Origin of the sequence: Streptomyces sp. NPDC088554, from assembly GCF_044752945.1 — a bacterium.
Classification (GTDB): Bacteria; Actinomycetota; Actinomycetes; order Streptomycetales; family Streptomycetaceae; genus Streptomyces.
The window spans coordinates 193,622-218,425 of sequence record NZ_JBIVMF010000009.1 but is presented as its reverse complement, the minus strand read 5'-3'; the positions used below and the strand labels follow the sequence as shown (position 1 = coordinate 218,425).

Below are 24,804 nucleotides of genomic sequence, written 5' to 3'. Positions count from 1 at the left end.
TCACCACTCCAGGGTCCAGGGCCGTCCGGTCGAGGCGAAATGGCCGACGTTCACGCACTCCGTGGCCCCGACCCGCATCCGTTGGGCGAGCGGCTGGTGGACATGGCCGAAGAGCGCGTACGCGGGCCTCGTACGACGTATCGCGTCCAGCAGGGCGCCGCTGCCGCGCTCGAAGCGGCGCGCGACGGTGTCGTACGTCAGCTCGGGCACATCCGGCGGTATGTGCGAGCACAGCACGTCCACCTCGCCGAGCGCCTCGACCTTGGCCGCGTACTCCTCGTCGGAGATCTCGTACGGCGTGCGCATCGGCGTGCGCAGTCCGCCGCCGACGAAACCGAAGACCCGGCCGCCGATCTCGACGCGCTCCCCGTCGAGGAGGGTGGTGCCCGGCCGCGCGAACTCGGGCCACAGCGCCGGAAGGTCGACGTTGCCGTAGGTCGCGTACGTCGGGGTCGGCAGGACCGCGAACATCTCGCCGTACTGCCGCCGCACCGCCTCCTCTATGGCCTCCCCCCGCTCGCGGCCGAGCCCGGCCCACAGCTCCCGCCCGAACTCCCGGGCCTCCTCGAAGCGGCGGGCGGTGCGCAGCTCCACGATCCGGTCGGCGTTCTCGGTACCGAAGAGGTCGGGGAAGATGCCGCGCGAGTGGTCCGCGTAGTCCAGGAAGAGCACGAGGTCGCCGAGACAGATCAACGCGTCGGCCCCGTCGCCCGCCCTGGCGAGGTCCCGGGCGTTCCCATGTACATCACTGACCACGTTGACTCGCGTACGGCGCATGGCACGCACCCTATCCAGGCCGGACCTGCGGTTCCGGAGGGGTGGACTAATCTGCGCGGGGGACTCCACCGAAAAAGTCGTGTGACGCAGCGAACATCAACCGGGATCCTCTATCAATGAGCCGGTACCGATGGGTAACGTCCAGACGTCCAGCAGACCGATCTTGGACCCAGCCGAGCAGTGGCGCCGGCGCCCGATGAGGAGCAGCAGTTTTGCGCGAGTTCAGCCTTCCGGCCCTGTACGAGGTCCCTTCGGACGGCAACCTGACGGATCTCGTCCGCCGCAATGCCTCTCAGCATCCCGACGTCGCGGTCCTCGCCCGCAAGGTCGCCGGGACCTGGACCGATGTCACCGCCACCCAGTTCCTGGCCGAGGTGCGGGCCGCCGCCAAGGGACTGATCGCGGCGGGCATCCAGCCGGGCGACCGGGTCGCGCTGATGTCCCGTACCCGCTTCGAGTGGGTGCAGCTCGACTTCGCGATCTGGAGCGCGGGCGCGATCACCGTACCGGTGTACGAGACCAGCTCCGCCGAGCAGATCCAGTGGATCCTGAGCGACTCCGGGGCGGTCGCCGCGATCGTCGAGAGCGACGACCACGCGGCCTCCGTGGAGTCCCTGCGGGCCGCCCTGCCCGCCCTCCGCGACATCTGGCAGATCGACAAGGACGGCGTCGGCACCCTGATCGCCGCCGGCGCCGGGATCACCGACGCGACCGTCGACGAACGCTCCACCACGGCGAAGGCCGACGACCCGGCCACCATCGTCTACACCTCGGGCACCACCGGCCGCCCCAAGGGCTGTGTGCTCACCCACCGCAGCTTCTTCGCGGAGTGCGGCAACGCCGTCGAGCGCCTCAAGCCCCTCTTCCGTACGGGTGAGTGCTCCGTCCTGCTCTTCCTCCCCGCCGCACACGTCTTCGGGCGACTGGTCGAGATCGCCGCCGTCATGGCGCCCATCAAGCTCGGCTGTGTCCCCGACATCAAGAACCTCACCGAGGAGCTCGCCGCCTTCCGCCCGACGCTGATCCTGGGCGTCCCCCGCGTCTTCGAGAAGGTGTACAACGCGGCCCGCGCCAAGGCCCAGGCGGACGGCAAGGGCGCGATCTTCGACAAGGCCGCGCACACCGCGATCGCCTACAGCCGCGCCCTGTCCACCCCGTGCGGCCCCTCCCTCGGCCTGCGGATCCGCCACAAGATCTTCGACAGGCTCGTCTACGGCAAGCTGCGCACGGTCCTGGGCGGCCGGGGCGAGCACGCCATCTCCGGCGGCGCCCCCCTGGGCGAGCGCCTGGGCCACTTCTTCCGGGGCATCGGCTTCACCGTGCTGGAGGGGTACGGCCTCACCGAGTCCTGCGCCGCCACGGCCTTCAACCCCTGGGACCGGCAGAAGATCGGCACCGTCGGCCAGCCGCTGCCCGGCTCCGTCGTCCGGATCGCCGACGACGGGGAGGTGCTCCTGCACGGCGAGCATCTCTTCACCGGCTACTGGAACAACGAGGCGGCGTCCGCCGAGGCCCTGGCCGACGGCTGGTTCCACACCGGGGACATCGGCACCCTGGACGAGGACGGCTATCTCTCGATCACCGGCCGCAAGAAGGAGATCCTCGTGACCGCGGGCGGCAAGAACGTCGCCCCCGCCGTCATCGAGGACCGCATCAGGGCCCACGCCCTGGTCTCCGAATGCATGGTCGTGGGCGACGGCCGCCCCTTCGTGGGGGCGCTCATCACCCTGGACGAGGAGTTCCTCGCCCACTGGGCCAGGGACCACGACAAGCCCCTCGCGGGCCTGCGCGAGGACCCGGAGCTGCTCGCGGAGGTCCAGCGCGCGGTGGACGAGGGCAACGCGGCGGTCTCCAAGGCCGAGTCCGTACGGAAATTCCGCGTCCTGACAACGCAGTTCACCGAGGAGGCGGGCCACATCACCCCGTCCCTGAAGCTGAAGCGGAACGTGGTGGCGAAGGACTTCGCGGACGAGATCGAAGCCCTCTACCAGCGCTGACCCACCGGCGGGCCGGAACCACGACTACAGCAACGACCTGAGCCGCCCGGCCAGCAGATCCCACCGCCAGGTCTCCTCGACCCACTCCCGGCCCCGCTCCCCCATCCGGCGTCGCAGCTCCGGGGAGAGCAGGAGCTCCACGATCCGCTCCGCCGACTCCGCCGCCGCCACCGAGGGCGGGCCGCCGTGGACCACCCAGCCGGTCTCCCCGGCGAGTACGGCGTCGGGGGCGCCGCCCGAGTCCCCGGCGACGACCGGAAGGCCGGTGGCGGACGCCTCCAGATAGACGATGCCGAGGCCCTCGACGTCGAGGCCGCCGCGCCGGGTGCGGCAGGGCATCGCGAAGACGTCACCGGCCCCGAAGTGCGCGGGGAGGGCGGCCCACGGGACGGCCCCGGTGAAGCGCACGGACGCGTCGACGCCCACGGACACCGCCAGCCGGCGCAGCTCGCGTTCGTACGGCCCGCCGCCCACCACCAGCAGCACCGCGTCCGGGACGCGCGCCAGGATCGCGGGCAGGGCCCGGATCAGCGTGTCCTGGCCCTTGCGCGGGACCAGCCGCGAGACGCAGACGACGACGGGCCGGTCGGCCAGCCCGAGCGCCGCGCGGACCTCGGCACCGCCCGAGTCGGGGTGGAAGGTCTTCTCGTCGACCCCGGGAGGCAGCCGCACCATGCGCGCCGCCGCCTCGGGGGTCAGCGCGGACGCGATCCGTGACCGGGTGTACTCACCCAGATAGGTGATCGTGTCCGTGGACTCGCCGATGCGTCGCAGCAACTGGCGCGCCCCGGGCAGCTGCGCCCACGCCGCCTCGTGCCCGTGCGTGGTCGCGACGAGCCGCTTCGCGCCCGCCCCGCGCAGCGCGGGCCCCATCAGACCGAGCGGGGCCGCCGCGCCGAACCAGACGGACTCGCACGCGTGCTCCCGCAGCAGCCGTACCGCCCGCCGGGTCACGCGCGGGGTCGGCAGCAGCATCGTCGTACGGTCGCGTACGACGGTGAACGGCTGCTCCGCGTCGAACGCCGCCGTCGCCTCCGCGCCCGCGCGCCCGTGCTTCCAGGTGGACGCGTAGACGACGATCCGCTCGGGGTCCAGCCGCAACGCCATGTTGTGCAGGAACGCCTGGATACCGCCCGGCCTGGGCGGAAAGTCATTGGTCACGATCAGGGTCTTGTGCATCGTTGCCGACAGTACCGGGCGCCCTCGCGGCCCTGCCTCACGGCTCTCGTACCGCCGCTCCCGCATCATGGCCCCCGCTGCCGGCAGTACCCGCCCGAACCCCGGTCCGAGGCGGCCTGACGGACGGGGCGACGGGGGGACGAAGCGATATGACGGACGAGGTGCCATGCCCGACACACAGTCATACCGGCGGCCCGTATGGCCGGTCACCGTCTGGGCCCTGACCAGAACCGTCCTGCTGCTCTCCGCCTTCAAGGTCGTCGTCGTTCCCGGCCCGGACGTCACCAGCGATGTCTCGGTGATCTACCGGGGCTGGTACGAGGTGCTGCGCACCGGTACCTACCCGCTGTCCGATGTGACCTGGCAGTACCCGCCCGGCGCCGCGCTGGCGGTCGGGGCCCCCGCGCTGCTGCCGTTCCTCGGCTACGCCGCCGCGTTCTTCGTCCTGGTGTGTCTGTGCGACGCGGCGGTGCTCGCCCTGCTGCTGCGCGCGGCCCGGCGCCCCGGTGGGTCGGCGCGGGGCGGGTGGGTGTGGGTGGCGGGGGTGCCGCTGCTGGGGACGACCGCGTACGCGCGGTACGACCTGATGGTGACCGCGGTGGCGGTGGCCGCGCTGCTCGCCGGGGCGGCCGGGCCCCGGCTGATGGGCGCGCTCGCCGCGTTCGGCGCGCTGCTGAAGGTGTGGCCGGCGCTGCTGCTGGTCGGGACCCCGCGCGGCGCGGTGACACGGCGGTCCTGGGCGGCGGCGGCCGTGACCGGACTGCTCCTGCTGCTGGCCGCGTGCGTCACGATGCCCGGCGCGCTGGCCTTCCTGACGTTCCAGCGGGACCGGGGCACGGAGGTCGAGTCGCTGGGCGCCCTGGTCTTCCAGGTGGCCCGCCACTTCGGCTGGAGCGGGACGGTGCTGTTCAGCTACGGCTCGGTGGAGTTCGCCGGTCCGTACGTCCCGCTGGTCAGCGCGGCGGCGCTGGCCCTGGCCGCACTGGCCCTGGTCTGGCTGCTGCTCTGGCGCCTGAGAGCCCGTACCGCGACGGACAGGACCGCCGACGCGGCACTCACGGCGGTGCTCCTGTTCACCACCACCAGCCGGGTGATCAGCCCGCAGTACACACTGTGGCTGGTGGGGCTGGCCGCGGTCTGTCTGGTCGGACGTACGAGTGTGATGGCGTGCCCCGCGTACCTGGTGCTGGCGGCGACGGCGGTGACCCAGCTGGAGTTTCCGCTGCTGTTCTCCGAGGTGGTGGCGGGCACCCCGCTGGGCATCGCGCTGCTCTTCGTACGGAACGGTCTGCTGGTCGCCGCGACGCTGATCGCCTGTCGGCGGCTGTGGCGCGCGACGGTGCCCGGCGCCCGTGCCGAGCCCGTCGCGCCGGTCAGCGCAGCGTCCGCCGGACATAGGCGCGCCAGCGCGCGGTGAGCTCCTCCGGCGTGGTGGACAGGACGTCGTGGGCGGCCTTCTCCACCGCGCCCGCGCGGCCGTCGTGCGCGCCGACCGCGCGGTAGAAGGCGGTCAGCTTCCGCTCGCCCCACCGGTCGGCGATCATCGCGCAGGCCAGCCAGCCGCTCTCGTACGCGCGCGCCAGCGCCTCGCCGTCGCCGCCGAAGGCGAAGTCCGCGTCGGCGGGCAGGGCGGCGGGCGCCTCGCCCCGGCGGACGGCCCGCTGGAGTTCGGGGGCGAGCTGCCCGGCGGTCCGCTCGGTGGCGGTGCGGTACGCGACCCAGTCGGCGAAGCCCTCGGAGAGCCAGACCGGGGTGGCGGCGGAGGTGGCGGCGCGGGTCGCGACGTGCGTGGTCTCGTGGGTGAGGACGACCCGCTTGCCGAAGTCGCCGAGTCCGTCGTAGGCGTCGGGGTTCACGATGACCCGGTCGGCGGGCGCCGTGCCCGTCCCGCCGGTCTCGCCCGTGGTGACGGCGGCGATGCCCCGGTAGGACTCCCCCGTCCCCGTCCCCAGGAGCGCCGCCATGGCCGTCGGTGAGCCCGGGACGAGCAGGACCACCCGGTGGGCCCAGCCACCCGGCCAGACATCGGAGACGGCGGGTACGGCGAGATCGGCGGTGGCCGCGATCCGGCGCAGCGTGGCCTCGCCCTGGCCGACGCCGAGGACCAGGCTGCGGGCGCCGTGCACGGCGCGTACCCGGCCCTGCTCCCAGAGGAGCCGCCGGCCGTCGGCGGGCCGGTCGCCGGTGACGTACCACCGCCCGTCCCGCTCGGCGAGCGTCAGGGTGCGCGGTACGGAGACGGGCGCGCTGTCGTAGCCGGTGAGCCGGTAGCGCAGGTCGGCGCGGACGGTGGCGCGGGAACCCGCGCGGTCCAGGGCGGTGAGGCGGTAGCCCCAGGAGCCGACCGGCACCTCGGCGAGGTTCTCGAACGTACGGCGCGCGGTGGCACGGAGTGCCTGGGCGGCGGGGTCGAGTACGGCCAGATAGGTGGTTTCGTCGCGGTCCAGGACGGCGGCGGCCCGGCGCTCCAGGACCCGCCGGATCGCGGCGCCGGCGGCGGGATCGGCGGTGCCCGCCCCCGTACATCCGGACACCACCAGCAGCAGGCACACCACCGGCACCAGCGAGGACACACGCCACCGCACCGGGGTACCACGTCCGTCCGTCACGGAGCCGATCGTACGGGCGGCCCCGGCGGCAGGTCAGACGCGGGTGACGGACGAGACGGGCATCATGCCGACCGGGTCGTAACGGACGGGCGCGCCGGGGTAGGGCGCGTGGATCACCTGTCCGTTGCCGACGTACATCGCGATGTGGCTGGCGTCGGCGCGGTACGCGACGAGGTCGCCGGGGCGCGCCTCGGAGAGCGGGACCTGGCTGCCCGCGTACCGCTGCGACTGGGAGGTGCGCGGCAGGCCGATGCCCGCCTGGCCGTACGCCCACTGGGTGAGCCCCGAGCAGTCGAAGCCGGAGGGTCCGTTGGCGCCCCACACGTAGGGCAGGCCCACCGCGCGCTGAGCGGCCTGCACGGCGGCGGCGGCCCGGCCCGAGACGGGCGCCCCGGCGCCGAGCGGGGTGGCCTGGGCGTCCCGGTCGGAGCGGGAGCTGCGGTCGTAGGAGGCGCGGTCGGCGGTGGTCAGGGCCGCCAGCAGCCGTCGGGCCTCGGCGAGTTTGTGTTCGACGGTGCGCTTGTGGCGGGCGACGTCGGCCCGGCTGCGCTCCAGCTCCGCGAGGTCGCGGGCGGCTTCGGTACGGACCTGGGCCAGCCTGCGCTGGGCGTGGGCCAGTTCGCGCAGGGAGCCGGACTGGTGCTCGCCGACGCGCGCCAGGAAGGACGCCCGGTCGAGGTAGTTGTCGGGGTCGGAGGAGAGGAGCAGTTCGAGCGACGGGTCGATGCCGCCGGAGCGGTACTGGGCGACGGCGAGCGAACCGAGCGCGCCGCGCATCGTGTTGACGCGTTCCTGGCCCCGGGCCGCCCGGTCCTGCGCCTGGTCGACCAGCGCCCGCAACCGGCCGACGTGCTCGTCCGCCTCGTTGTACCGCTCGGTCGCCCGCTCGGCCTCTTCGTACAGCCGGTCGACGGTGGCCCTGGTCGCCTCGGGCCGCGCCCCCGGGTCCGCGCCCGCGGGGGCGGCTCCGAGCGCGGCGGCGGCCGTGGCCGCGGCGGAGACCGCGATGACGCTGCCGCGGGCACCGAACCCCGGCCCCAGGGCCTCTCGTTTGGATCGTGTGGGACGGCGATGGGACACCACAGGAAGCCGAACTCCCTTCCGCTGTACGCGCTGGCGCAGCCCCTGCCGCCCGACGGGCGGACCACTGGCCGGAGCTGCGCGCAGCAGACAGTAGCCGGGCGGACACGGAGCGGCCAACGACCGCCCCGCGCACACAAAACGGCGCCCCGCCGCAGACCTCAAGGTCATCGGCGGGGCGCGGCGTCAGCGAAGGACGCGGAAATTCGCCCGAACGGGCGGGTGTCGCAGACGGTTCTCCGGGATCAGGCGATCCGGACGCCGAACTGGAACGGCATGTTGTCCATCGACTCGTAGCGCACGACGGCGCCGGTACGCGGGGCGTGCAGCACCTGGTTGTTGCCCGCGTAGAAGCCGACGTGGTGCTGGTCGCCGTAGAAGATGACGAGGTCGCCGACCTGGAGCTGGCTCTTCGCCAGGTGGGTGCCGTAGGCGCCCTGGGCCTGCGAGGTGCGGGGGATGGAGACACCCGCCTGCGCGTACGCCCAGGAAGTGAGGCCGGAGCAGTCGAAGTTGCCGGGGCCGTTGGCTCCGTACACGTACGGCGTGCCGATCTTGCTCTGCGCGGCGGCGAACGCGGCGGCGGCGCGCTGCGAGCCGGGCACGGAGCCACCGAGGTCGGGGGTGGAGGAGCCGGTGGAAGCCGAGCTGCCCCCACGGTCGCTGTCGCGGCTGGCGCGCTCGGCGTCGGCGGCGGCACGATCCGCGTCGGCCTTGACCAGGGCGGCGCGCTCGGCCTCGGTGAGCGTGTTGAGGAGCTTCTGCGCGGCGGCGAGCTTGGACTTGACGAGGTCCTTCTTCTTGCCCAGCTCCTTGCGCGTCTCGGCGAGGTCGTCGACCTTGCTCTGCGCCTCCTTGCGCTCCTGCGCGAGGGACCGCTGCTTGGACTGGATGAGCTGGAGCGACTCGGCCTGCCGGGCGCTGACCTGGTCGAGCGTGGACGCCTTCTCCAGGTAGCTGTCCGGGTCGGAGGAGAGGAACAGCTGTACGGCGGGGTCGATGCCGCCCGTACGGTACTGGGCGCTGGCGATGGCACCGAGGCCGTCGCGCATCTCGTTCAGCTCTTCCTGGCCCCGGGCGACCTTGTCCTGGAGGGCGCCGACTTCCTTCTCCAGCTTCTCCTGGGACTCCTCGGCGGCCTTGTACTTCTCGGTGGCCACCTCGGCGTCCTCGTAGAGCTTGTCGACCTTCTCCTTGACGTCCGCCTTGCTCGGCTTCGGGTCGGCCTGGGCGGCCTGGGATGTGAGAGCGACAGCAGCGGCGGCGACCGTGGTGAGCACGGTCACCCGTGCGCGGCTCGGCTGCTTGGGACGACGGTGGGACCCCACGGAGGCGAGCTCCTTCTCCTCAGCCGCCCACCGGGCCACGGTCGGCGGTACTTCGCCGCCACTCCTGACGAGTGATCAACCGAGCGAAGGTTCGAAGCCCGACCCTAGTGACCTTCTTGTGATCAGTTCAAATCCTCACCAGAAAAAACCCTGTCAACCCCATATTATTTACAGACATCACACAGGCAGTCATGGACATTTGACACTGCGCTCCGCCGGCCGTCCGAAAGCCGCACCCGGAACTGCGGAACCACCCGCAGAACCACGGAACCGCCCGCAGAAACGACGAACCACCCTCAGACCCGCGAGAGCCGCTTCAGCAGCAGGACGGACGCGACCGGTCTGGCACCGGCCTTGGCCACTCCGTCCGCGACCTCCCGGTCGGTGGAGACGACCACCACCGGCCGCCCCGGCGGCTCCGCCCGTACCAGCTGGCGGATCAACTCGTCCGCGGTGACCCCCGGTTTGGAGAACAGCACCCGCACCCCGCGCGGCGGGGCCAGCAGGACCGGCGCCGCGAGTTCGGCGCCGTCGAAGACACAGGTCATCTCCGCGCCGGTCTGGGCCGCGAGCATCGCGAGCCCGCCCAGCAGCCGTAGCCGCTGCTTCTCCAACGGCATCGTGGGATAGCCGGTCTTGGTCACGTTGTAGCCATCCACGATCAGATGGGACTGCGGAAGCGCCAGCAACTGGTCGAGAAGCGCCGGATCCGTCTCCGACAGCGCGCGGGCCGCCACGTCCTTGGGCGACATCCGGCCCGGCTCGACCGCGTCGACCGTATCGGCGGGACGGTTCGCGGCGGGTGGCAGGGCGAGTTCGCGCCGTAGCCCCTGCGCCGCCTCCAGCACCGTGTCCAGCAGCAGCCGCAGCCGCATGTCCTCGACCGAGCGCCCCTCCCGGGCGGCCCGGCGGCCCGCCTCGACCGCGGCCTCCGCCTCGGCGAGGCGCGCCTTGACCCGCCGGGTCTCGCTCTCGGCGGCCGACACCGAGGCGGCGGCCTCCGCCCGGAGCGTCTCGACCTCGGCGCCGACCCGGCGCAGCGCGGCCTCGCCGCGCTTCACATCGCTCTGGGCGCTGCGCAGTTTGCGGTGGAGCGACTCGGCCTCCTTGCGGGCCGCCTCCAGCTCCGCGCGGAGCCGTTCGGTGTCGGTCCTGGTGAGCGCCCTGGCGGCGGCCAGCTCCGCCCGGAGCCGCTCCAGCTCGCGCCGGGTCTCCTCGTCGGCGCGCTCGGCGTCGGCGCGCTGCGCCTCCTCGCCCGCGGCGGCCACCAGCTTCACCCATCCGGGTGGCCGCAGCACATACGCGGCGGCGGCCACATCGACGGGGTCCGCGGCGGCGGGCGGCGATCCGGACTCCAGGGCAGCGGCCAGTTCGGGCTGCGCGACGGCGATGCGCTCCCCGATCCGCTGCCGGAACAGCAGGTCGCTCTCCAGGGCCGCGGCCATCGCGTTGCCCGCGAACTTGGTCCGCCTGTTCGGCGTGAACCGGGCGTACTGCCGCAGCTGCGCGGGCAGTTCCGTGACGGTCAGGCCGCCGAAGGCGTCCGAGACCAGCGCGACGACCCGGCGCCGCACTCCGTCCGGGAGGGGGCGGTCGAGCGCCTCCGCGGCGTCACCGCCGGCCGCACCGGCCGGCTCAGCACCGCCCGCGGGCTGCTCCACGATCCGTCACCCCACTACCCCTTTCGGGCGGCTCCGTCAGGAACCGGCGCCCGGCCTGTCCACCAGCTCGATCTGATCCACCGCGTTGCACCAACGGCAGCGCACCGACTCGATGGTCTCACTGACCACCTCGCGCTCCTCGACCTTAGGCTCCCCGGCCAGGTCCAGATGGACGTACTCGACAGCCTTCGACGAACGCGTCACATCGAACCGGGTCAGATTGCCGCACAGGGTGCAGCGCCACCGAGTGGCGGCCGTGGGCTCGGGAACCGTCGTCATGCCTGCCTCGTTTCGTTCGTCCCTCGTGCGGTGCCCCGCGCTACGGCGTCGAACCGCGTATTACACCGGGCAACCCTACGGCCTCCCGGGCACCCCGCGGGGCGGCGAGGCGCTCCGTACCGTTCGGTCCCGGTACGCGATGCTCTGTCCATGACCCTGCGGCGGACGATCACCAGGTGGACGGCGGACGGCCGGCCGCTGGTGACCCACGGACTGATCGCCCTGTGCGTGCTGGCCTTCCTGGTCGGCCCGGTCTCCGGCCTCCACCCGGGGCACGGCCGGGGAGACGCCCTGCTGGCCGCGCAGAGCGCCTACTTCGAGCGCTGGGGCGTTATCCCGGCCGAACTGACGCGCGGCTCCCCGGGAGCCCTCCGCACCCCGTTGACGGCCCTCTTCGTCCACGGAAGCTGGCTGCACCTGCTGGGGAACATGCTCTTCCTGTACGTCTTCGGCGCGATGGCCGAGGAGCGGATGGGCCGGATCCGGTTCCTGCTCTTCTATCTCGCCGTCGGCGCTCTCGCGCTGTCCGGCTACGCCGTCGCGAACGCCGCCTCCGACCAGACCCTCGTGGGCGCCTCCGGCGCGATCTCGGGGGTGCTCGGCGCCTTTCTCCATCTCTTCCCCCGGGCCAGGGTCACCAGCCTCTTCCCGTTCCTGTTCTTCCTGCCGCTGCGTTTCCCGGCCTGGATCGTGCTGGTCTTCTGGTTCACGCTCCAGTGGCTGGCCGCGCGCGGCGCGGAGCCGGGCCCCGGAGTTGCCTATCTGGCCCATCTGGTGGGCTTCGGCGCCGGTTTCCTCTACGCCTGGGGGCGGTACTGGCGTACCGATACAGTGAGAGCCACAACCGGGGCCACCGAGGGAGAACGCCAACCGTGATCACCGCGATCGTGCTCATCAAGACCAGCGTCGACCGGATCCCCGAGATCGCCGAGTCGATCGCCGCGCTGGACAGCGTCAGCGAGGTCTTCTCCGTGACGGGTACGTACGACCTGATCGCCATGGTCCGCGTCGCCGGGCACGACGATCTGGCCGATGTCATCCCCGGCGCGATCAGCAAGATCCCGGGCGTCGAGGCCACGGACACGCATGTGGCGTTCCGTACGTACTCGCAGCACGACCTGGAAGCGGCCTTCGCCATCGGCCTCGACGCCTGACGCGTATCAGGCCCTACGCCGCGCCACCGTCCCGGTCCGGTACGCAACGGCCGTCCTCCGTGCGGTAGTTCCACCGCGCGCCGTCGCTCACCAGCTCCTGTACGGCATGGACGAACCGCTCCACGTGCTCGTCGGGCGTCCCCGCCCCGAAGCTGACCCGGATCGCGTTCAGCGAACTCTCCCCCGGCTCCGCCTCCGGGGCGCCGCACTCCCCCGGGTCGCGCGGGTCGCTGCCCAGCAGCGTGCGCACCAGCGGGTGGGCGCAGAACAGGCCGTCGCGTACGCCGATGCCGTACTCCGCCGAGAGGGCGGCGGCGAAGTGCGAGCTGTTCCATCCCTCGACCACGAAGGACAGCACCCCGACCCGTGGCGCGTCGTCGCCGAAGAGCGAGAGCACCCGCACCTCGGGCACCTCGGCCAGGCCCTCGCGCACCCGCGCGACCAGCCGCCGCTCGCGCGCGGCCAGTGCGTCGAAACCGGCCTCGGCCAGCGCCTTGCAGGCCGAGGCGATGGCGTACACCCCGATGACATTGGGCGAACCGGCCTCGTGGCGGGCCGCCGTGGTGTGCCAGTCGACGTCCACCCCGCCGTCCGCCCGGCGCGCGACCTTGCGGCTGGCGCCGCCGCCCGCGAGATACGGCTCGGCGGCCTGGAGCCAGTCGGCGCGGCCCGCGAGCACCCCGGAGCCGAAGGGCGCGTACAGCTTGTGCCCGGAGAAGGCGATCCAGTCGACGTCCAGCTCGGCGATGTCCACGGCGTGATGCGGTACGAGCTGGGCGGCGTCCAGCACGATCCGGGCGCCGTGCGCGTGCGCGGCGGCGGCCAGTTCCCGTACGGGCCACAGCTCACCGGTCACATTGGACGCACCCGTCACACAGACCAGCGCCGGCCCCTGCGGGTCGCGTGAGGCGAGCGCGCGCTCCAGTGTGGCGACGGCCGCGGCCGGGGTGCGGGGGGCGTTCAGATAGGTCACGCGGGCGTCCCGCCAGGGCAGCAGGGAGGCGTGGTGCTCCGTCTCGAAGACGAAGACCTGGCAGCCGTCCGGGATCGCGGCGGCGAGCAGATTCAGCGAGTCCGTGGTCGAGCGGGTGAAGACCACCTGGTCGTCCGGGCGGCAGCCGAGGAACTCGGCGACCGTACGGCGGCTGTTCTCGAACAGGTCGGTGGAGAGCTGCGACAGATACCCGGCCCCCCGGTGCACGCTGCCGTAGTACGGGGCGTACGCGGCGATGTCGTCCCACACCCGCTGGAGCGCCGGGGCGCTGGCCGCGTAGTCCAGCGCGGCGTAACTGACCTCGCCGCCGGTCACGAGCGGCACGGTCACGTCCCGGCCGAGCACCGGCAGCGGGGCGGCACAGGCGGGGTCGTCGGACGGCGCGACGGAGGGGGCGGCGGACGAGGTGGCGGTGGCGTTCGGGTATGCGGACATGGCGTTATCTCCCGGCAGGACACGTGGAAACGGCTTCAAGGACCCGCGGGCGGGCACGGCGGAGCCGTGACACGGCGCGGGGGATACCTCGACACGCGGAGATCGCTGGGGATCAGGGGAATACCGGAGATCACGGGGGACCGCCGCGCGGAGGGTGTTGAAGAGGGGGCCTGAAAGCCCTAACGCATTCGCTTGCTCACGAGACTGCTCCCTTGAGGACCAGGACCCCAAAGGTGGCAAGGGGTCCGCGCTTGCCGCAGACCTCGCTGCCTACGGCCTGGTCTTCACCCGGGGCACCCCGCCACGGACGGAGGGTTGCCGGACAGCGAGCCGGGGCCTAAATCGCTGTCACTCATGACCTTGGGCGAGAGTATGGCACAGGGCGCCGGGCGCCCCAAGAGATGTCCGCCATGCGGGACGGAAGGGACGGGAGGGGGCAGGAAAGGCGGGCCGGACCGGCAGGACGGGCAGGAACCCAACCCGACGCCCCACCCGGCTCGACCCCACCCGGCTCGACCCGCCCCTCCCCCGTCTCACCCGCTCAGGCGTTGCTCGCCGCCACCCAGCGCGACAGCGCCCGCGCCGCCGCCCCCGAGTCGATCGACTCCGCGGCCCGCGCGATCCCCGCCGTCAGCTGCTCCTCCAGCGAGCCCGCGGCCGGGTCCAGCGCCACCAGCGCCGCCGCCGAGTTGAGCAGCACGGCGTCCCGTACGGGTCCGGTCTCGCCGCCCAGCAACCGGCGGGCGACATCGGCGTTGTACGAGGCGTCCGCGCCTCGCAGCGCCTCCACGGGCACCAGCGGCAGCCCCACGTCCCTGGGGTCGAAGGGCCGCTCGGCGACCCCGCCGTCCCGTACGACCCAGACCCGGGACGTCGCGGTGGTCGTCAGCTCGTCGAGCCCGTCGTCACCCCGGAAGACCAGCGCGGAGTTGCCCCGCTCGGCCAGCACCCCGGCCACGATCGGCGCCATCCGGAGGTCCGCCACGCCCACGGCCTGGGCGCGGACCCGGGCCGGGTTGGTGAGCGGGCCGAGGATGTTGAACGTGGTCTGGGCACCCAGCTCCCGGCGGGCCTTGGCCGCGTACCGCAGCGCGGGGTGGAACTTCACCGCGAAGCAGAAGGTGATGCCCGCCTCCTCGGCGACCTCCGCGACCCGTCGCGGTGTCAGCTCCAAATTGACGCCGAGCTTCTCCAGTACGTCCGAGGCACCGCTCGCCGACGACGAGGCGCGGTTGCCGTGCTTGACGACCTTCGCGCCGGTCCCCGCGAGGACGATCGCGGACATGGTGGAGATGTTGACGGTCTTGGCGAGATCGCCGCCGGTGCCGACGATGTCGACCGTACGGCCGGGCACCTCGATCGTGTTGGCGTGCGCGTACATGGCGCGCACCAGCCCGGTGACCTCCTCGACGGTCTCGCCCTTGGCACGCAGCGCGACCGCGAACCCGGCGATCTGCACATCGGTGGCCTCGCCGCTCATGATGCGGTCCATGGCCCAGGCCGTGTCCCCGGTGTTCAGATCCTCGCCGCGCAGCAGGCGGTTCAGCACACCCGGCCAGGTGCGGCCCGCCACGGTGTCGCCTCCGACGGGGGTAACAGCGCTCATCGCTCGCTCCTGGGGTCCGGGACGGTACACGGGCCCGCCTGGGCCCGGGTCAACCCTATCGGGCCCGGAAACGCCGGGGGCCCCGGCCGGTTCCCTGGTGGGAGACCGGGCCGGGGCCCTCGGTGGTGGCGACCTGGAAAGGCCGGGCGGGGATCAGTGGTGGCCGTGGCCGCTGCTGATCTCCTTGTACTCCTCGGCGGTGGGCTTGGGGATCTGGTTGCCCTCCCCGTAGTAGCCCTTGCTGAGCTTGACCCTGAGCTTCTCGACCGGCGACACCTTGCGGCGTACCCCGTTCTCGTCGACCTCGGGACCCAGCTCCGCGGGCCGGTACTGCTCGTGCGCGGTGAGCGTGTGCAGGGCCTCCTGGTCCAGCGGGGCGTGCACCTCGATGAACTCTCCGTGCGGCAGCCGCTTGATGATGCCGGACTCGCGTCCGTGCAGCACCTTCTCCGCGTCGCGCCGCTGGAGGCCGATGCAGATCCGCTTGGTGATGATGAAGGTGACGACCGGGACGACGAAGAAGCCGATGCGCACGAACCAGGTGATCGAGTTGATCGACAGATGGAAGTGCGTCGCCCACAGGTCGTTTCCGCCGCCGACCAGGAGGACGAAGTACCAGGCCAGCCAGGCCACACCGAAGGCGGTGCGGGTCGGGGCGTTGCGCGGGCGGTCCAGGATGTGGTGCTCGCGCTTGTCGCCGGTGACCCAGGCCTCGATGAACGGGTAGACCGCGATCGAGCCGAGGACCAGGCCGAGGACCATCAGCGGGATGAACACACCCAGGACGAGCGTGTGTCCCGCGAAGTTGATCTCCCAGCCGGGCATGGCCCGGATGAGGCCCTCGGGCGCTCCCATGTACCAGTCGGGCTGGGCTCCGGTGGAGACCTGGTCCGCGCGGTACGGGCCGAGCGCCCAGATCGGGTTGATCGTCGCGATGGCCGAGACGATCGAGATCAGCCCGAAGACCAGGAAGAAGAAGCCTCCGGCCTTGGCCATGTAGACCGGCAGCAGCGGCATGCCCACGACGTTGTTGTTGGTCCGGCCGGGACCCGCGAACTGCGTGTGCTTGTGGTAGAAGACCAGGATCAGGTGGGCCACGACCAGCCCGAGCATGATGCCGGGCAGCAGCAGGATGTGGACCGAGTAGAACCGGGCCACGAAGTCGGTGCCCGGGAACTCCCCGCCGAACAGGAACATCGAGATGTACGTACCGACGATCGGCACGGACAGGATCGCGCCCTGCGTGAAGCGGACACCGGTGCCGGAGAGCAGGTCGTCCGGGAGCGAGTAACCGGTGAACCCGGTGAACATGCCCAGGACGAACAGCAGGAAGCCGAACAGCCAGTTGACCTCGCGCGGCTTGCGGAAGGCGCCCGTGAAGAAGACGCGCATCATGTGGACCATCATGGCCGCGAGGAAGATCAGCGCCGCCCAGTGGTGGATCTGCCGGATGAGCAGACCGCCACGGACGTCGAAGCTGATGTCGAGTGTCGAGGCGTACGCCTCCGACATCAGCACGCCCTGGAGCGGGACGTAACTGCCGTGGTACTCCACCTCGTTCATCGACGGGTGGAAGAACAGCGTCAGATACACACCCGTGAGGATGATGATGATGAAGCTGTAGAGGCAGATCTCACCGAGCATGAAGGACCAGTGGTCCGGGAAGATCTTGCGCATGTTGGCCTTGGCGAGGGAGTAGATCCCCAGCCGGCCGTCCGCCCAGTCGGCGACCCGCTCGCCCGCGGGCGCTTTGCGGTTCTTGTCGTCCGTGACAGTGCTGGTACTCATCCGCGCTCCCAGAAGGCAGGGCCGACGGGCTCGTCGAAGTCGCCGAGCGCCTCAAGGTTTCCGGCGGCGTTCACACCGATCCGCAGCTGCGGAAGGGCGTGACCGGCCGGGCCGAAGATGACGCGGGCGCCGTCGGAGAGGTCGAAGGTGGACTGGTGGCACGGGCAGAGCACATGGTGCGTCTGCTGCTCGTAGAGGCTGATCGGGCAGCCGACATGCGTGCAGATCTTGGAGAACGCCACGATGCCCTGGTGGGACCAGTCGAGTTCGCGCTTGTCCTTGATCTCGTCCGGCTGGATACGGACGATCATCAGGGCCGCCTTGGCGATCTCCCGCTGGAAGTCCTCGCTGTGCTCCTCCAGCCCCTCGGGCATGGCGAAGGTCAGCGAGCCCACGACGACGTCCTCGGGACGCAGCGGCTCGTGGGTGTTCATGTTGATCAGCTCTTTGCCCTTGGCCCAGAGCGTCGTACGGAGCTTGTTCTCGGGCAGCGGGCCCAGCTCGCGCAGGAGCACCACACCGGAGAGCGGCACCAGCGCCAGCGCGCCGAACATCGTGTTGCGGATCAGCTTGCGCCGGCCGAAGCCGGACTCGGCCGCACCCGCCGCGAAGTCCGCCAGGACCTTCGCCTTGACCTCGGGCGTCGCCTCGATCGGGTGACGCTCGTCGGCGACCTCCACGTCCGACATCAGCGTACGGGCCCAGTGGACCGCGCCCGCGCCGATGCAGAACAGGGCGATGCCCAGGGTCAGCCCCAGCGAGAAGTGCAGGATGCTGACGTGCCCGAACGGGAAGATGAAGACGCTCTTGTCGACCGGGAACACCACGAACGAGACGATGAACGCCACGGTCGCCGCCATCGACAGCAGGAACATGAAGGCGACCGCGCGCTCGGACCGCTTGGCCGCGCGCTCGTCGATGTCCTGGATACGCGGCTGGTGCGCCGGCAGGCCCGGGTCCGCGAACGGATCGTCCTTCAGCCCCACCGCACCGTGCGCGGCGTCCTGCTCTCTCGGCAGGCTCTCTACTGATTTCTCTTCTTGGCTACTCATGACTTCTTGGCCTTAGCGGTGTGGGCAGCGACCCAGACGGCAGCCGCGATCAGAACACCGAGGCCGAAGATCCAGGCGAACAGTCCCTCGCTGACGGGGCCGAGGCCGCCCAGCTGGAGGCCGCCAGGGCTCTCGGTCTCGTCCCCGTTCACCGCCTTGACGTAGGCGATGATGTCCTTCTTCTGCTGCTCCGGCATGGTGGAGTCGGGGAAGGAGGGCATGTTCTGCGGGCCGGTCTGCATGGCCTCGTAGATGTGCTTGGGGTCCACGCCCTCAAGGCTCGGTGCGGTCTTGCCGTGGGTCAGCGCACCACCCTCACCGGTGAAGTTGTGGCACTGGGTGCAGTTGGTACGGAACAGCTCGCCACCCTTGGCGATGTCCGCGCCGGAGGGGCTGTACTGCTTCGCGGTCGGTGTGATCGGGCCGGCGCCGAGGGAGGCTACGTACGCGGCGAGCTGGTCGGTCTGCGCCTGCGAGTAGATGACCTTCTTCTTCGGCACCTGCGCGCCGGGCTGCTGTGCCGGCATACGGCCGGTGCCGACCTGGAAGTCCACGGCGGCCGAGCCCACGCCGACGAGGCTGGGGCCGTCAGAGGATCCCTGCCCGCCGGTTCCGTGGCAGCTGGCGCAGCCGACGGAGTAGAGCTTCTTGCCCTCCTCGATGGCGAGGGACTGGGCGGTGTCATCAGCCTGCGCCTTGCCCGCGGGCGCGAACGCGGTGTACAGCCCCCCGGTGGCCGCCAGCGCGAGGAGTAGGACGACGACCGCCGCCAGCGGATGGCGTCGTCGTGCGGAGAGCTTTTTCACGGATTACCCCGGTGTCAGGATCTTCTGCGTCGGTGCTTCTGGACTGTGTACGCGTCGGGCGCGTTGCCCGGCGACTACTTGATCAAGTAGATCGTGGCGAAAAGGCCGATCCAGACGACATCGACGAAGTGCCAGTAATAGGACACGACGATGGCTGCGGTCGCCTGCTCGTGGGTGAATCGCTTGGCCGCGTAGGTCCTGCCCAGTACGAACAGGAACGCGATCAGACCCCCTGTCACGTGCAGACCGTGGAAGCCGGTGGTGAGGTAGAACACCGAGCCGTACGGGTCGGAGGAGAGCGAGATGCCGTCCTTCTTGACCAGCTCCGTGTACTCGAAGACCTGACCGCCGATGAAGATCGCACCCATCACGAACGTAACCACGAACCAGGTGCGGAGCTTCTTCACGTCACCTCGCTCGGCGGCGAAGACGCCGAGCTGGCAGGTGAGGGAGGAGAGCACGAGGATCGTGGTGTTCGCGGCCGAGAACGGGACGTTCAGGGCATGAGTCATTTCCTTCCAGTGCTCCGCGCCCATGACAGATCGCAGGGTGAAGTACATCGCGAAGAGGGCCGCGAAGAACATCAGCTCGGAACTCAGCCAAATGATGGTTCCGACGCTGGTGAGGTTCGGCCGATTGACCGACGGGTGCGCGTGCCCGGTTTCTACTGTCGTTGCTGTCGCCACGACCGACATTATGTCGGTCGCTTATCCCGCGCTGACCTCCGGGGTGCCGTTCGGTGTGTCCATGGGGCGTGTCCAGCTCGAACGGCCCAGCGAAGGGCTGTTCTTACCCGTGCTGACACGGTGTCCGACGGAGTACGATCCGCCCATCGGTTCAGGGCCGTGGAGCCCTGGAGCCCTCGCAGACACTGATGTCACGGAGGAACCAATGCAGCCGACCGCCACGGTGCTGGTCTACAGCGACGACGCGAACATCCGCGAGCAGGTCAGGCTGGCGGCGGGCAGGCGGCCGGCCGCCGACGTACCGCCGGTCGAGTTCCTGGAGTGTGCCACGCTCCCCGCCGTGCTCGAACGGCTGGACCGGGGCGGGATCGATGTCTGTGTGCTGGACGGCGAGACCGCTCCCGCGGGCGGTATGGGTGTCTGTCGGCAGATCAAGGACGAGATCTACGACTGCCCGCCCGTCCTGCTGCTGATCGGCCGTCCGCAGGACGCCTGGCTGGCCACCTGGAGCCGCGCGGACGCCGCTGTCACCCTTCCGGTGGAACCGGTCGGCTTCGCCGACGCCCTGGCGGGCCTCCTGCGCGCCCGGCTCTCCGTCCGGGCTTAGGCGGTACGGCTCAAGCCGCACGAGGGCGGTTCCGTACGGAGGCGGGGGCGACCCCGCTCCCGTACGGTCAGACCTCGGGGCGCAGCCGGGCCGCGTCGGCGGGGGTGGCACCCTCCCTGGTGCCGGCCTGGAGGACACTGCCCTTGCGCCAGTTGTCCCAGCTCAGGTTCCAGTCGCCGAAGCCGTTGCCGAAGTCCTCCATGTCGTCGCCCGCGCTGTTGATGACCTGGACGATGTCGCCCTCGCGGACGGTCTCGAAGAACCACGCCGCGTTGCCGGTCGACATGCCCGTGCAGCCGTGGCTGACGTTCGCCGAGCCCTGTGAGGCCACGGACCAGGGCGCGGCGTGGACGTATTCGCCGCTCCAGGTCACCCGGGTGGCCCAGTAGACCGGCAGGTCGTACCCCTCGCTGCTGCCCGAGGAGATGCCGACGGTCTCGCCGCGCATCCGCACGAAGTACTCCTTGCCCAGGACGACCTTGATGCCGTTGCGGGTGGAGAAGCCGGGTTTGCCGGTGGTCACCGGGATGCTGTTGATCTCTTCGCCGTTGCGGTAGATCGTCATGTAGTGCGCCGAGGCGTCGGTGATGGCCTCGATCTTGTCGCCGATCGTGAGCTTGAGCGGCTTGACGGCGCCGCCGTACAGCTTGTCGCCGACCTTCACTCCTTCGAGTGTGCTGGTCGCGGTGACGGAGCTGTTCGCGGGCCAGTACTCCTTGGGCCGGTAGTGGAGTTCCTTGTCGTCCACCCAGTGCCAGGCGCCCGCCACGGAGGGGGTGGAGCGGACCTTCAGGGAGCGTTCGACGACATCCCTGGCTTCCTTCGACTTGACCGGCTCGCTGAGTGTCACGACGACCGGCTGCCCCACCCCGTAGGTGCCCGCGTCCGGGCCGAATTCGGCCTTCAGGGTCTTCTTGGCGGGGGTGGTGTCGAAGGTGAGCGTACGGGAGCCGGGGGATCCCTCGTTGTCCTCGGTGGCCACTCTGACGGTGTACCGGGTACCGGCCGCCAGCGGGGCCGTGGAGTGCCAGCGCATGCCGTCCGCGGTGAGTTCGCCCGCCAGGAAGTGGCCGCCCGTGTCGACGGCCGTCACGTCGGTGATCCGGCTGTCGCGGTTCTTGGCGGTGATCTCCAGCGGTTTGTCGGGGTTCGCCTTGGCGTTGCCGGCCGGGGCGCTGAAGGCGATCTGCCCGGCGGCGTCGTACGGCTCGGTGGAGAGCGGATGGGGGCTGATGCTGCTTCCGCACGCCGTCGCGCCCGCCCCGAGGGACACGACCAGCAGGGTGCAGGTGAGGACGGTGCTCAAACGTGGCGTGTGGTTCATGGACCTCACGCTATGAAGATTCGCCCGGCTCAGCGCGACGAGTGACGCAGACGAGTGAGGCAAACGAGGGCCCGGACTCTCCTTGTCGGAGTGTCCGGGCCCCTGGAATGATCATCTGTGTTACTGCGCTCACCCGGCCTCGCCCGGCGCGGCCGGGTTCGGCACTACTGCGTGCGGCTCTCGCCGCGGTAGTACTCGAAGACCCAGCCCCACAGGCCGATCAGCAGCAGCGGCGCCGAGAAGTACGCCAGCCACCAGCCGATCGCGACGCTGAGGAAGAGCAGGGCGCCACCGATGCCGAGCGCGAGCGGCTGCCAGCTGTGCGGGGAGAAGAACCCCACCTCGCCGGCCTCGTCCGTGACCTCGGCGTTCTCGTCGTCCTGGGCCAGCGCGTCCATCCGGCGGGCCGTGAAGGCCAGATAGAAGCCGATCATGACGGTCAGACCGAAGGCCAGGAACAGCCCCGTCGTACCGACCGGCTCCTTCGACCAGACGCCGTAGACGATGGCGCAGGCGAGGATGAAGACGCTCAGCCAGATGAACATCTTGCCTTGGATCTTCACTTACCGGCCTCCTTACCACCGGCGAGGGCGCCGGCATCGGCGCCGTGGCCGACGTTCTCCAGCTGGTCGAGAGCGGTCAGCTCCGGGTGGTGCAGATCGAACGCCGGTGATTCGGACCGGATGCGCGGCAGCGTGAGGAAGTTGTGCCGCGGCGGCGGGCAGGAGGTCGCCCACTCCAGCGAACGCCCGTAGCCCCACGGGTCGTCGACCTCGATCTTCTTGCCGTACTTGGCCGTCTTCCAGACGTTGTAGAAGAACGGCAGGATCGACAGACCGAGGACGAACGAGCTGATCGTGGAGATGGTGTTCAGCGCGGTGAAGCCGTCGGCGGCGAGATAGTCCGCGTACCGGCGCGGCATGCCCTCGGCACCCAGCCAGTGCTGCACGAGGAAGGTGCCGTGGAAACCGATGAACAGCGTCCAGAAGGTGATCTTCCCGAGCCGCTCGTCCAGCATCTTGCCGGTGAACTTCGGCCACCAGAAGTGGAATCCGGCGAACATCGCGAACACCACGGTGCCGAAGACGACGTAGTGGAAGTGCGCGACGACGAAGTACGAGTCGGAGACGTGGAAGTCCATCGGCGGCGACGCCAGGATGACGCCGGTCAGACCACCGAAGAGGAAGGTGACCAGGAAGCCGACCGTCCAGAGCATCGGGGTCTCGAAGGAGAGCGACCCCCTCCACATGGTGCCGATCCAGTTGAAGAACTTCACACCGGTCGGTACCGCGATCAGGAAGGTCATGAAGGAGAAGAACGGCAGCAGCACGCCGCCGGTCACGTACATGTGGTGCGCCCACACCGTCACCGAGAGACCCGCGATGGAGATGGTCGCGGCGACCAGACCGATGTAGCCGAACATCGGCTTGCGGCTGAAGACCGGGATGATCTCGGAGACGATGCCGAAGAACGGCAAGGCGATGATGTACACCTCTGGATGGCCGAAGAACCAGAAGAGGTGTTGCCAGAGCAGTGCTCCGCCGTTCGCCGCGTCGAAGATGTGCGCACCGAACTTGCGGTCCGCCTCCAGGGCGAACAGCGCGGCGGCCAGCACCGGGAAGGCCAGCAGGACCAGCACACCGGTCAGCAGGACGTTCCAGGTGAAGATCGGCATACGGAACATCGTCATGCCGGGGGCGCGCATGCAGATGATCGTGGTGATGAAGTTGACCGAGCCGAGGATCGTACCGAAGCCGGAGAAGGCCAGGCCCATGATCCACAGGTCGGCGCCGACGCCCGGTGAACGGACCGCGTCCGACAGCGGGGAGTAGGCGAACCAGCCGAAGTCGGCGGCGCCCTGCGGGGTGAGGAAACCGCTCACCGCGATGAGCGAACCGAAGAGGTACAGCCAGTAGGCGAACATGTTCAGCCGGGGGAACGCCACATCGGGCGCGCCGATCTGGAGCGGCATGATCCAGTTCGCGAACCCGGCGAACAGCGGCGTCGCGAACATCAGCAGCATGATCGTGCCGTGCATCGTGAACGCCTGGTTGAACTGCTCGTTCGACATGATCTGCGTGCCGGGGCGGGCCAGCTCGGCGCGCATGAAGAGCGCCATCACCCCACCGATGCAGAAGAACGCGAACGACGTGACCAGGTACATCGTGCCGATCGTCTTGTGATCGGTGGTGGTCAGCCACTTCACGACGACGTTGCCCGGCTGCTTGCGCCGTACCGGCAGCTCGTTCTCGTAAGAGTCCTCAGCTGCTGCGGCGGCACCCTGGGGTTCGTTGAGGATGCTCACAGTTTGTTCGTCTCCGCGTTCTTGGCCGGATCCGTCTGCGCGATGCCCGACGGGATGTAGCCGTTCTGGCCCTTCTTGGCCAGCCCTTCGAGGTGCTGCTGGTAGCGCTCCGGAGAGACCACCTTGACGTTGAAGAGCATCCGCGAGTGGTCGACGCCGCACAGCTCGGCGCACTTGCCCATGAAGGTGCCCTCCTGGTTGGGGGTCACCTCGAAGGAGTTGGTGTGCCCCGGGATGACGTCCTGCTTCATCAGGAACGGCACCACCCAGAAGGAGTGGATGACATCACGGGACGTCAGGATGAACCTGACCTTCTCGCCCTTGGGGAGCCACAGCGTCGGCCCCGGGTTCCCGTTCTGCGGGTTGCGGGTGCCGGGCACGCCGTAGTCGTACACGCCCTCGGCGCCCTTGGGGAACGCGTCGACGAAGCGCTTCGGGATGGCGTCGAGCTCCTTGGGGACCTCATTGCCGGTGGAGGTGTCGCCGTCCACGTTCTCGATGTAGTTGAAGCCCCAGCTCCACTGGTAGCCGACCACGTTGACGGTGTGGGCCGGCTTGGCGGAGAGGGTGAGGAGCTTCGTCTGGTCCCGGGCGGTGAAGTAGAACAGGACCGAGACGATGATGAGCGGAACCACCGTGTACAGCGCCTCGATGGGCATGTTGTACCGGGTCTGCCGGGGTACCTCGATCTTGGTCCGGCTGCGCCGGTGGAAGATGACGCTCCACAGGATCAGGCCCCAGACCAGCACGCCCGTAATGAGCGCTGCCGCCCACGAGCCCTGCCAGAGAGAGAGAATACGAGGGGCCTCCTCCGTCACCGGAGTGGGCATTCCGAGGCGGGGGAAGTCCTTGTAGGTGCAACCGGTGGCGGTCGCGAGGATCAGGCCCGCAGTCAGCACCTGCGGCAGCTTCCGCCGCATCGGGCGCCGCGACGAGCGGTCGGAGCCGTTGGGACTCACGTAGCGCCTTCCCGAGAGTCTCGCCCGCGCGGCCGGCTGCGGCCGTCTCCTGGTCGGTCGCCGGCCCTGACGCGGGCAGGGGTTTGGATGTTTATGCGGACCAAACCCTACTGGACGCGATTTGGGGTCGTGCGGGGAGGGTGCCCAACGCGCCGCCCGACACCCCGAAGGGGTGGAA

General features: G+C 70.3%; 22 protein-coding genes and 1 riboswitch. Of the genes, 5 read left to right on the top strand and 17 right to left on the bottom strand.

The features are described 5' to 3' along the window. Positions 1-777 (bottom strand): metallophosphoesterase, encoded by a 777-nt coding sequence (locus ACIP8W_RS13710; RefSeq protein WP_401954123.1) that lies wholly within the window; start codon positions 775-777, stop codon positions 1-3. A gap of 212 nt (positions 778-989) precedes the next feature. On the opposite strand from ACIP8W_RS13710, the gene ACIP8W_RS13705 reads away from it, so the two are divergent. Continuing rightward, a complete protein-coding gene (locus tag ACIP8W_RS13705) occupies positions 990-2,774 on the top strand; it encodes an AMP-dependent synthetase/ligase (protein ID WP_401954126.1) in 1,785 nt (594 codons plus the stop codon). Positions 2,775-2,798: 24 nt separating this feature from the next. On the opposite strand, the gene ACIP8W_RS13700 is transcribed toward ACIP8W_RS13705, so the two are convergent. Further along, the gene (locus ACIP8W_RS13700; protein ID WP_401954128.1) at positions 2,799-3,953 is read right to left on the bottom strand and encodes a glycosyltransferase family 4 protein; all 1,155 of its coding nucleotides are present in this window, start codon (positions 3,951-3,953) and stop codon (positions 2,799-2,801) included. Positions 3,954-4,119: 166 nt separating this feature from the next. On the opposite strand from ACIP8W_RS13700, the gene ACIP8W_RS13695 reads away from it, so the two are divergent. After that, positions 4,120-5,370 (top strand): glycosyltransferase 87 family protein, encoded by a 1,251-nt coding sequence (locus ACIP8W_RS13695; protein WP_402203026.1) that lies wholly within the window; start codon positions 4,120-4,122, stop codon positions 5,368-5,370. On the opposite strand, the gene ACIP8W_RS13690 is transcribed toward ACIP8W_RS13695, so the two are convergent. The 5 genes from ACIP8W_RS13690 to ACIP8W_RS13670 form a co-directional block, all read right to left on the bottom strand. Further along, positions 5,327-6,562, bottom strand: a complete 1,236-nt coding sequence (locus ACIP8W_RS13690) for a hypothetical protein (RefSeq protein WP_401954133.1) — start codon at positions 6,560-6,562, stop codon at positions 5,327-5,329. The two genes, ACIP8W_RS13695 and ACIP8W_RS13690, sit on opposite strands and share 44 nt — an antisense overlap. Before the next feature lie 33 nt (positions 6,563-6,595). Then, on the bottom strand, positions 6,596-7,645 hold the full coding sequence (locus tag ACIP8W_RS13685) for an NlpC/P60 family protein (protein WP_401954135.1): 1,050 nt from the start codon (positions 7,643-7,645) through the stop codon (positions 6,596-6,598). A 242-nt stretch (positions 7,646-7,887) separates the two neighbouring features. Continuing rightward, the gene (locus ACIP8W_RS13680) at positions 7,888-8,970 is read right to left on the bottom strand and encodes an NlpC/P60 family protein (RefSeq protein ID WP_401954138.1); all 1,083 of its coding nucleotides are present in this window, start codon (positions 8,968-8,970) and stop codon (positions 7,888-7,890) included. A gap of 296 nt (positions 8,971-9,266) precedes the next feature. After that, positions 9,267-10,631 carry an NYN domain-containing protein gene (locus ACIP8W_RS13675; protein ID WP_402203023.1) on the bottom strand — a complete coding sequence of 455 codons (1,365 nt, stop codon included), beginning with the start codon at positions 10,629-10,631 and terminating at the stop codon, positions 9,267-9,269. Between the two features lie 36 nt (positions 10,632-10,667). Continuing rightward, positions 10,668-10,910: a hypothetical protein gene (locus tag ACIP8W_RS13670; RefSeq protein ID WP_401954143.1), complete on the bottom strand. Its 243-nt coding sequence runs from the start codon at positions 10,908-10,910 to the stop codon at positions 10,668-10,670. A 150-nt stretch (positions 10,911-11,060) separates the two neighbouring features. On the opposite strand from ACIP8W_RS13670, the gene ACIP8W_RS13665 reads away from it, so the two are divergent. After that, positions 11,061-11,786: a rhomboid family intramembrane serine protease gene (locus ACIP8W_RS13665; RefSeq protein ID WP_401954145.1), complete on the top strand. Its 726-nt coding sequence runs from the start codon at positions 11,061-11,063 to the stop codon at positions 11,784-11,786. Further along, positions 11,783-12,064, top strand: coding sequence for an Lrp/AsnC family transcriptional regulator (locus ACIP8W_RS13660; protein WP_401954147.1), 282 nt, complete (start codon positions 11,783-11,785; stop codon positions 12,062-12,064). The genes ACIP8W_RS13665 and ACIP8W_RS13660 overlap by 4 nt, the downstream gene beginning before the upstream one ends. A gap of 13 nt (positions 12,065-12,077) precedes the next feature. On the opposite strand, the gene ACIP8W_RS13655 is transcribed toward ACIP8W_RS13660, so the two are convergent. The 6 genes from ACIP8W_RS13655 to ACIP8W_RS13630 form a co-directional block, all read right to left on the bottom strand. Then, positions 12,078-13,493: an aminotransferase class V-fold PLP-dependent enzyme gene (locus ACIP8W_RS13655; RefSeq protein WP_401954150.1), complete on the bottom strand. Its 1,416-nt coding sequence runs from the start codon at positions 13,491-13,493 to the stop codon at positions 12,078-12,080. Between the two features lie 242 nt (positions 13,494-13,735). Further along, a riboswitch (SAM riboswitch) is annotated at positions 13,736-13,853 on the bottom strand. Between the two features lie 181 nt (positions 13,854-14,034). Then, positions 14,035-15,099 carry an anthranilate phosphoribosyltransferase gene (gene trpD, locus ACIP8W_RS13650; protein WP_402203020.1) on the bottom strand — a complete coding sequence of 355 codons (1,065 nt, stop codon included), beginning with the start codon at positions 15,097-15,099 and terminating at the stop codon, positions 14,035-14,037. A gap of 153 nt (positions 15,100-15,252) precedes the next feature. Continuing rightward, positions 15,253-16,887 (bottom strand): cytochrome bc complex cytochrome b subunit, encoded by a 1,635-nt coding sequence (locus ACIP8W_RS13645; protein WP_401954155.1) that lies wholly within the window; start codon positions 16,885-16,887, stop codon positions 15,253-15,255. Then, on the bottom strand, positions 16,884-17,939 hold the full coding sequence (locus ACIP8W_RS13640; RefSeq protein ID WP_401954157.1) for a Rieske 2Fe-2S domain-containing protein: 1,056 nt from the start codon (positions 17,937-17,939) through the stop codon (positions 16,884-16,886). The genes ACIP8W_RS13645 and ACIP8W_RS13640 overlap by 4 nt, the downstream gene beginning before the upstream one ends. Continuing rightward, complete coding sequence (locus tag ACIP8W_RS13635; protein WP_401954160.1) at positions 17,936-18,745, bottom strand: c-type cytochrome; 810 nt, start codon at positions 18,743-18,745, stop codon at positions 17,936-17,938. The genes ACIP8W_RS13640 and ACIP8W_RS13635 overlap by 4 nt, the downstream gene beginning before the upstream one ends. Before the next feature lie 74 nt (positions 18,746-18,819). Beyond that, positions 18,820-19,440 (bottom strand): heme-copper oxidase subunit III, encoded by a 621-nt coding sequence (locus ACIP8W_RS13630; protein ID WP_401954162.1) that lies wholly within the window; start codon positions 19,438-19,440, stop codon positions 18,820-18,822. Positions 19,441-19,636: 196 nt separating this feature from the next. Here ACIP8W_RS13630 and ACIP8W_RS13625 point away from each other — a divergent pair, with 196 nt between their 5' ends. After that, complete coding sequence (locus ACIP8W_RS13625) at positions 19,637-20,038, top strand: hypothetical protein (protein WP_401954165.1); 402 nt, start codon at positions 19,637-19,639, stop codon at positions 20,036-20,038. Between the two features lie 67 nt (positions 20,039-20,105). Here ACIP8W_RS13625 and ACIP8W_RS13620 read toward each other — a convergent pair whose 3' ends face one another. The 4 genes from ACIP8W_RS13620 to coxB form a co-directional block, all read right to left on the bottom strand. Further along, complete coding sequence (locus ACIP8W_RS13620; protein WP_401954168.1) at positions 20,106-21,362, bottom strand: Ig-like domain-containing protein; 1,257 nt, start codon at positions 21,360-21,362, stop codon at positions 20,106-20,108. Positions 21,363-21,526: 164 nt separating this feature from the next. After that, the gene (locus ACIP8W_RS13615; RefSeq protein ID WP_401954170.1) at positions 21,527-21,925 is read right to left on the bottom strand and encodes a cytochrome c oxidase subunit 4; all 399 of its coding nucleotides are present in this window, start codon (positions 21,923-21,925) and stop codon (positions 21,527-21,529) included. Beyond that, on the bottom strand, positions 21,922-23,667 hold the full coding sequence (gene ctaD, locus ACIP8W_RS13610) for a cytochrome c oxidase subunit I (protein WP_401954173.1): 1,746 nt from the start codon (positions 23,665-23,667) through the stop codon (positions 21,922-21,924). Before ctaD ends, ACIP8W_RS13615 begins: the two co-directional genes overlap by 4 nt. Further along, positions 23,664-24,626: a cytochrome c oxidase subunit II gene (coxB, locus tag ACIP8W_RS13605; protein WP_402203016.1), complete on the bottom strand. Its 963-nt coding sequence runs from the start codon at positions 24,624-24,626 to the stop codon at positions 23,664-23,666. The genes ctaD and coxB overlap by 4 nt, the downstream gene beginning before the upstream one ends. Between the last annotated feature and the right edge of the window lie 178 nt (positions 24,627-24,804).

What these genes read in the sequence shown, in the direction of transcription:
- ACIP8W_RS13710 (WP_401954123.1), bottom strand. Translation starts at nt 777, where the DNA reads ATGCGCCGTACGCGAGTCAACGTGGTCAGTGATGTACATGGGAACGCC.
- ACIP8W_RS13700 (WP_401954128.1), bottom strand. Translation starts at nt 3,953, where the DNA reads ATGCACAAGACCCTGATCGTGACCAATGACTTTCCGCCCAGGCCGGGC.
- ACIP8W_RS13695 (WP_402203026.1), top strand. Translation starts at nt 4,120, where the DNA reads ATGCCCGACACACAGTCATACCGGCGGCCCGTATGGCCGGTCACCGTC.
- ACIP8W_RS13670 (WP_401954143.1), bottom strand. Translation starts at nt 10,910, where the DNA reads ATGACGACGGTTCCCGAGCCCACGGCCGCCACTCGGTGGCGCTGCACC.
- ACIP8W_RS13665 (WP_401954145.1), top strand. Translation starts at nt 11,061, where the DNA reads ATGACCCTGCGGCGGACGATCACCAGGTGGACGGCGGACGGCCGGCCG.
- ACIP8W_RS13655 (WP_401954150.1), bottom strand. Translation starts at nt 13,493, where the DNA reads ATGTCCGCATACCCGAACGCCACCGCCACCTCGTCCGCCGCCCCCTCC.
- trpD (WP_402203020.1), bottom strand. Translation starts at nt 15,099, where the DNA reads ATGAGCGCTGTTACCCCCGTCGGAGGCGACACCGTGGCGGGCCGCACC.
- ACIP8W_RS13645 (WP_401954155.1), bottom strand. Translation starts at nt 16,887, where the DNA reads ATGAGTACCAGCACTGTCACGGACGACAAGAACCGCAAAGCGCCCGCG.
- ACIP8W_RS13640 (WP_401954157.1), bottom strand. Translation starts at nt 17,939, where the DNA reads ATGAGTAGCCAAGAAGAGAAATCAGTAGAGAGCCTGCCGAGAGAGCAG.
- ACIP8W_RS13630 (WP_401954162.1), bottom strand. Translation starts at nt 19,440, where the DNA reads ATGTCGGTCGTGGCGACAGCAACGACAGTAGAAACCGGGCACGCGCAC.
- ACIP8W_RS13625 (WP_401954165.1), top strand. Translation starts at nt 19,637, where the DNA reads ATGCAGCCGACCGCCACGGTGCTGGTCTACAGCGACGACGCGAACATC.
- ACIP8W_RS13620 (WP_401954168.1), bottom strand. Translation starts at nt 21,362, where the DNA reads ATGAACCACACGCCACGTTTGAGCACCGTCCTCACCTGCACCCTGCTG.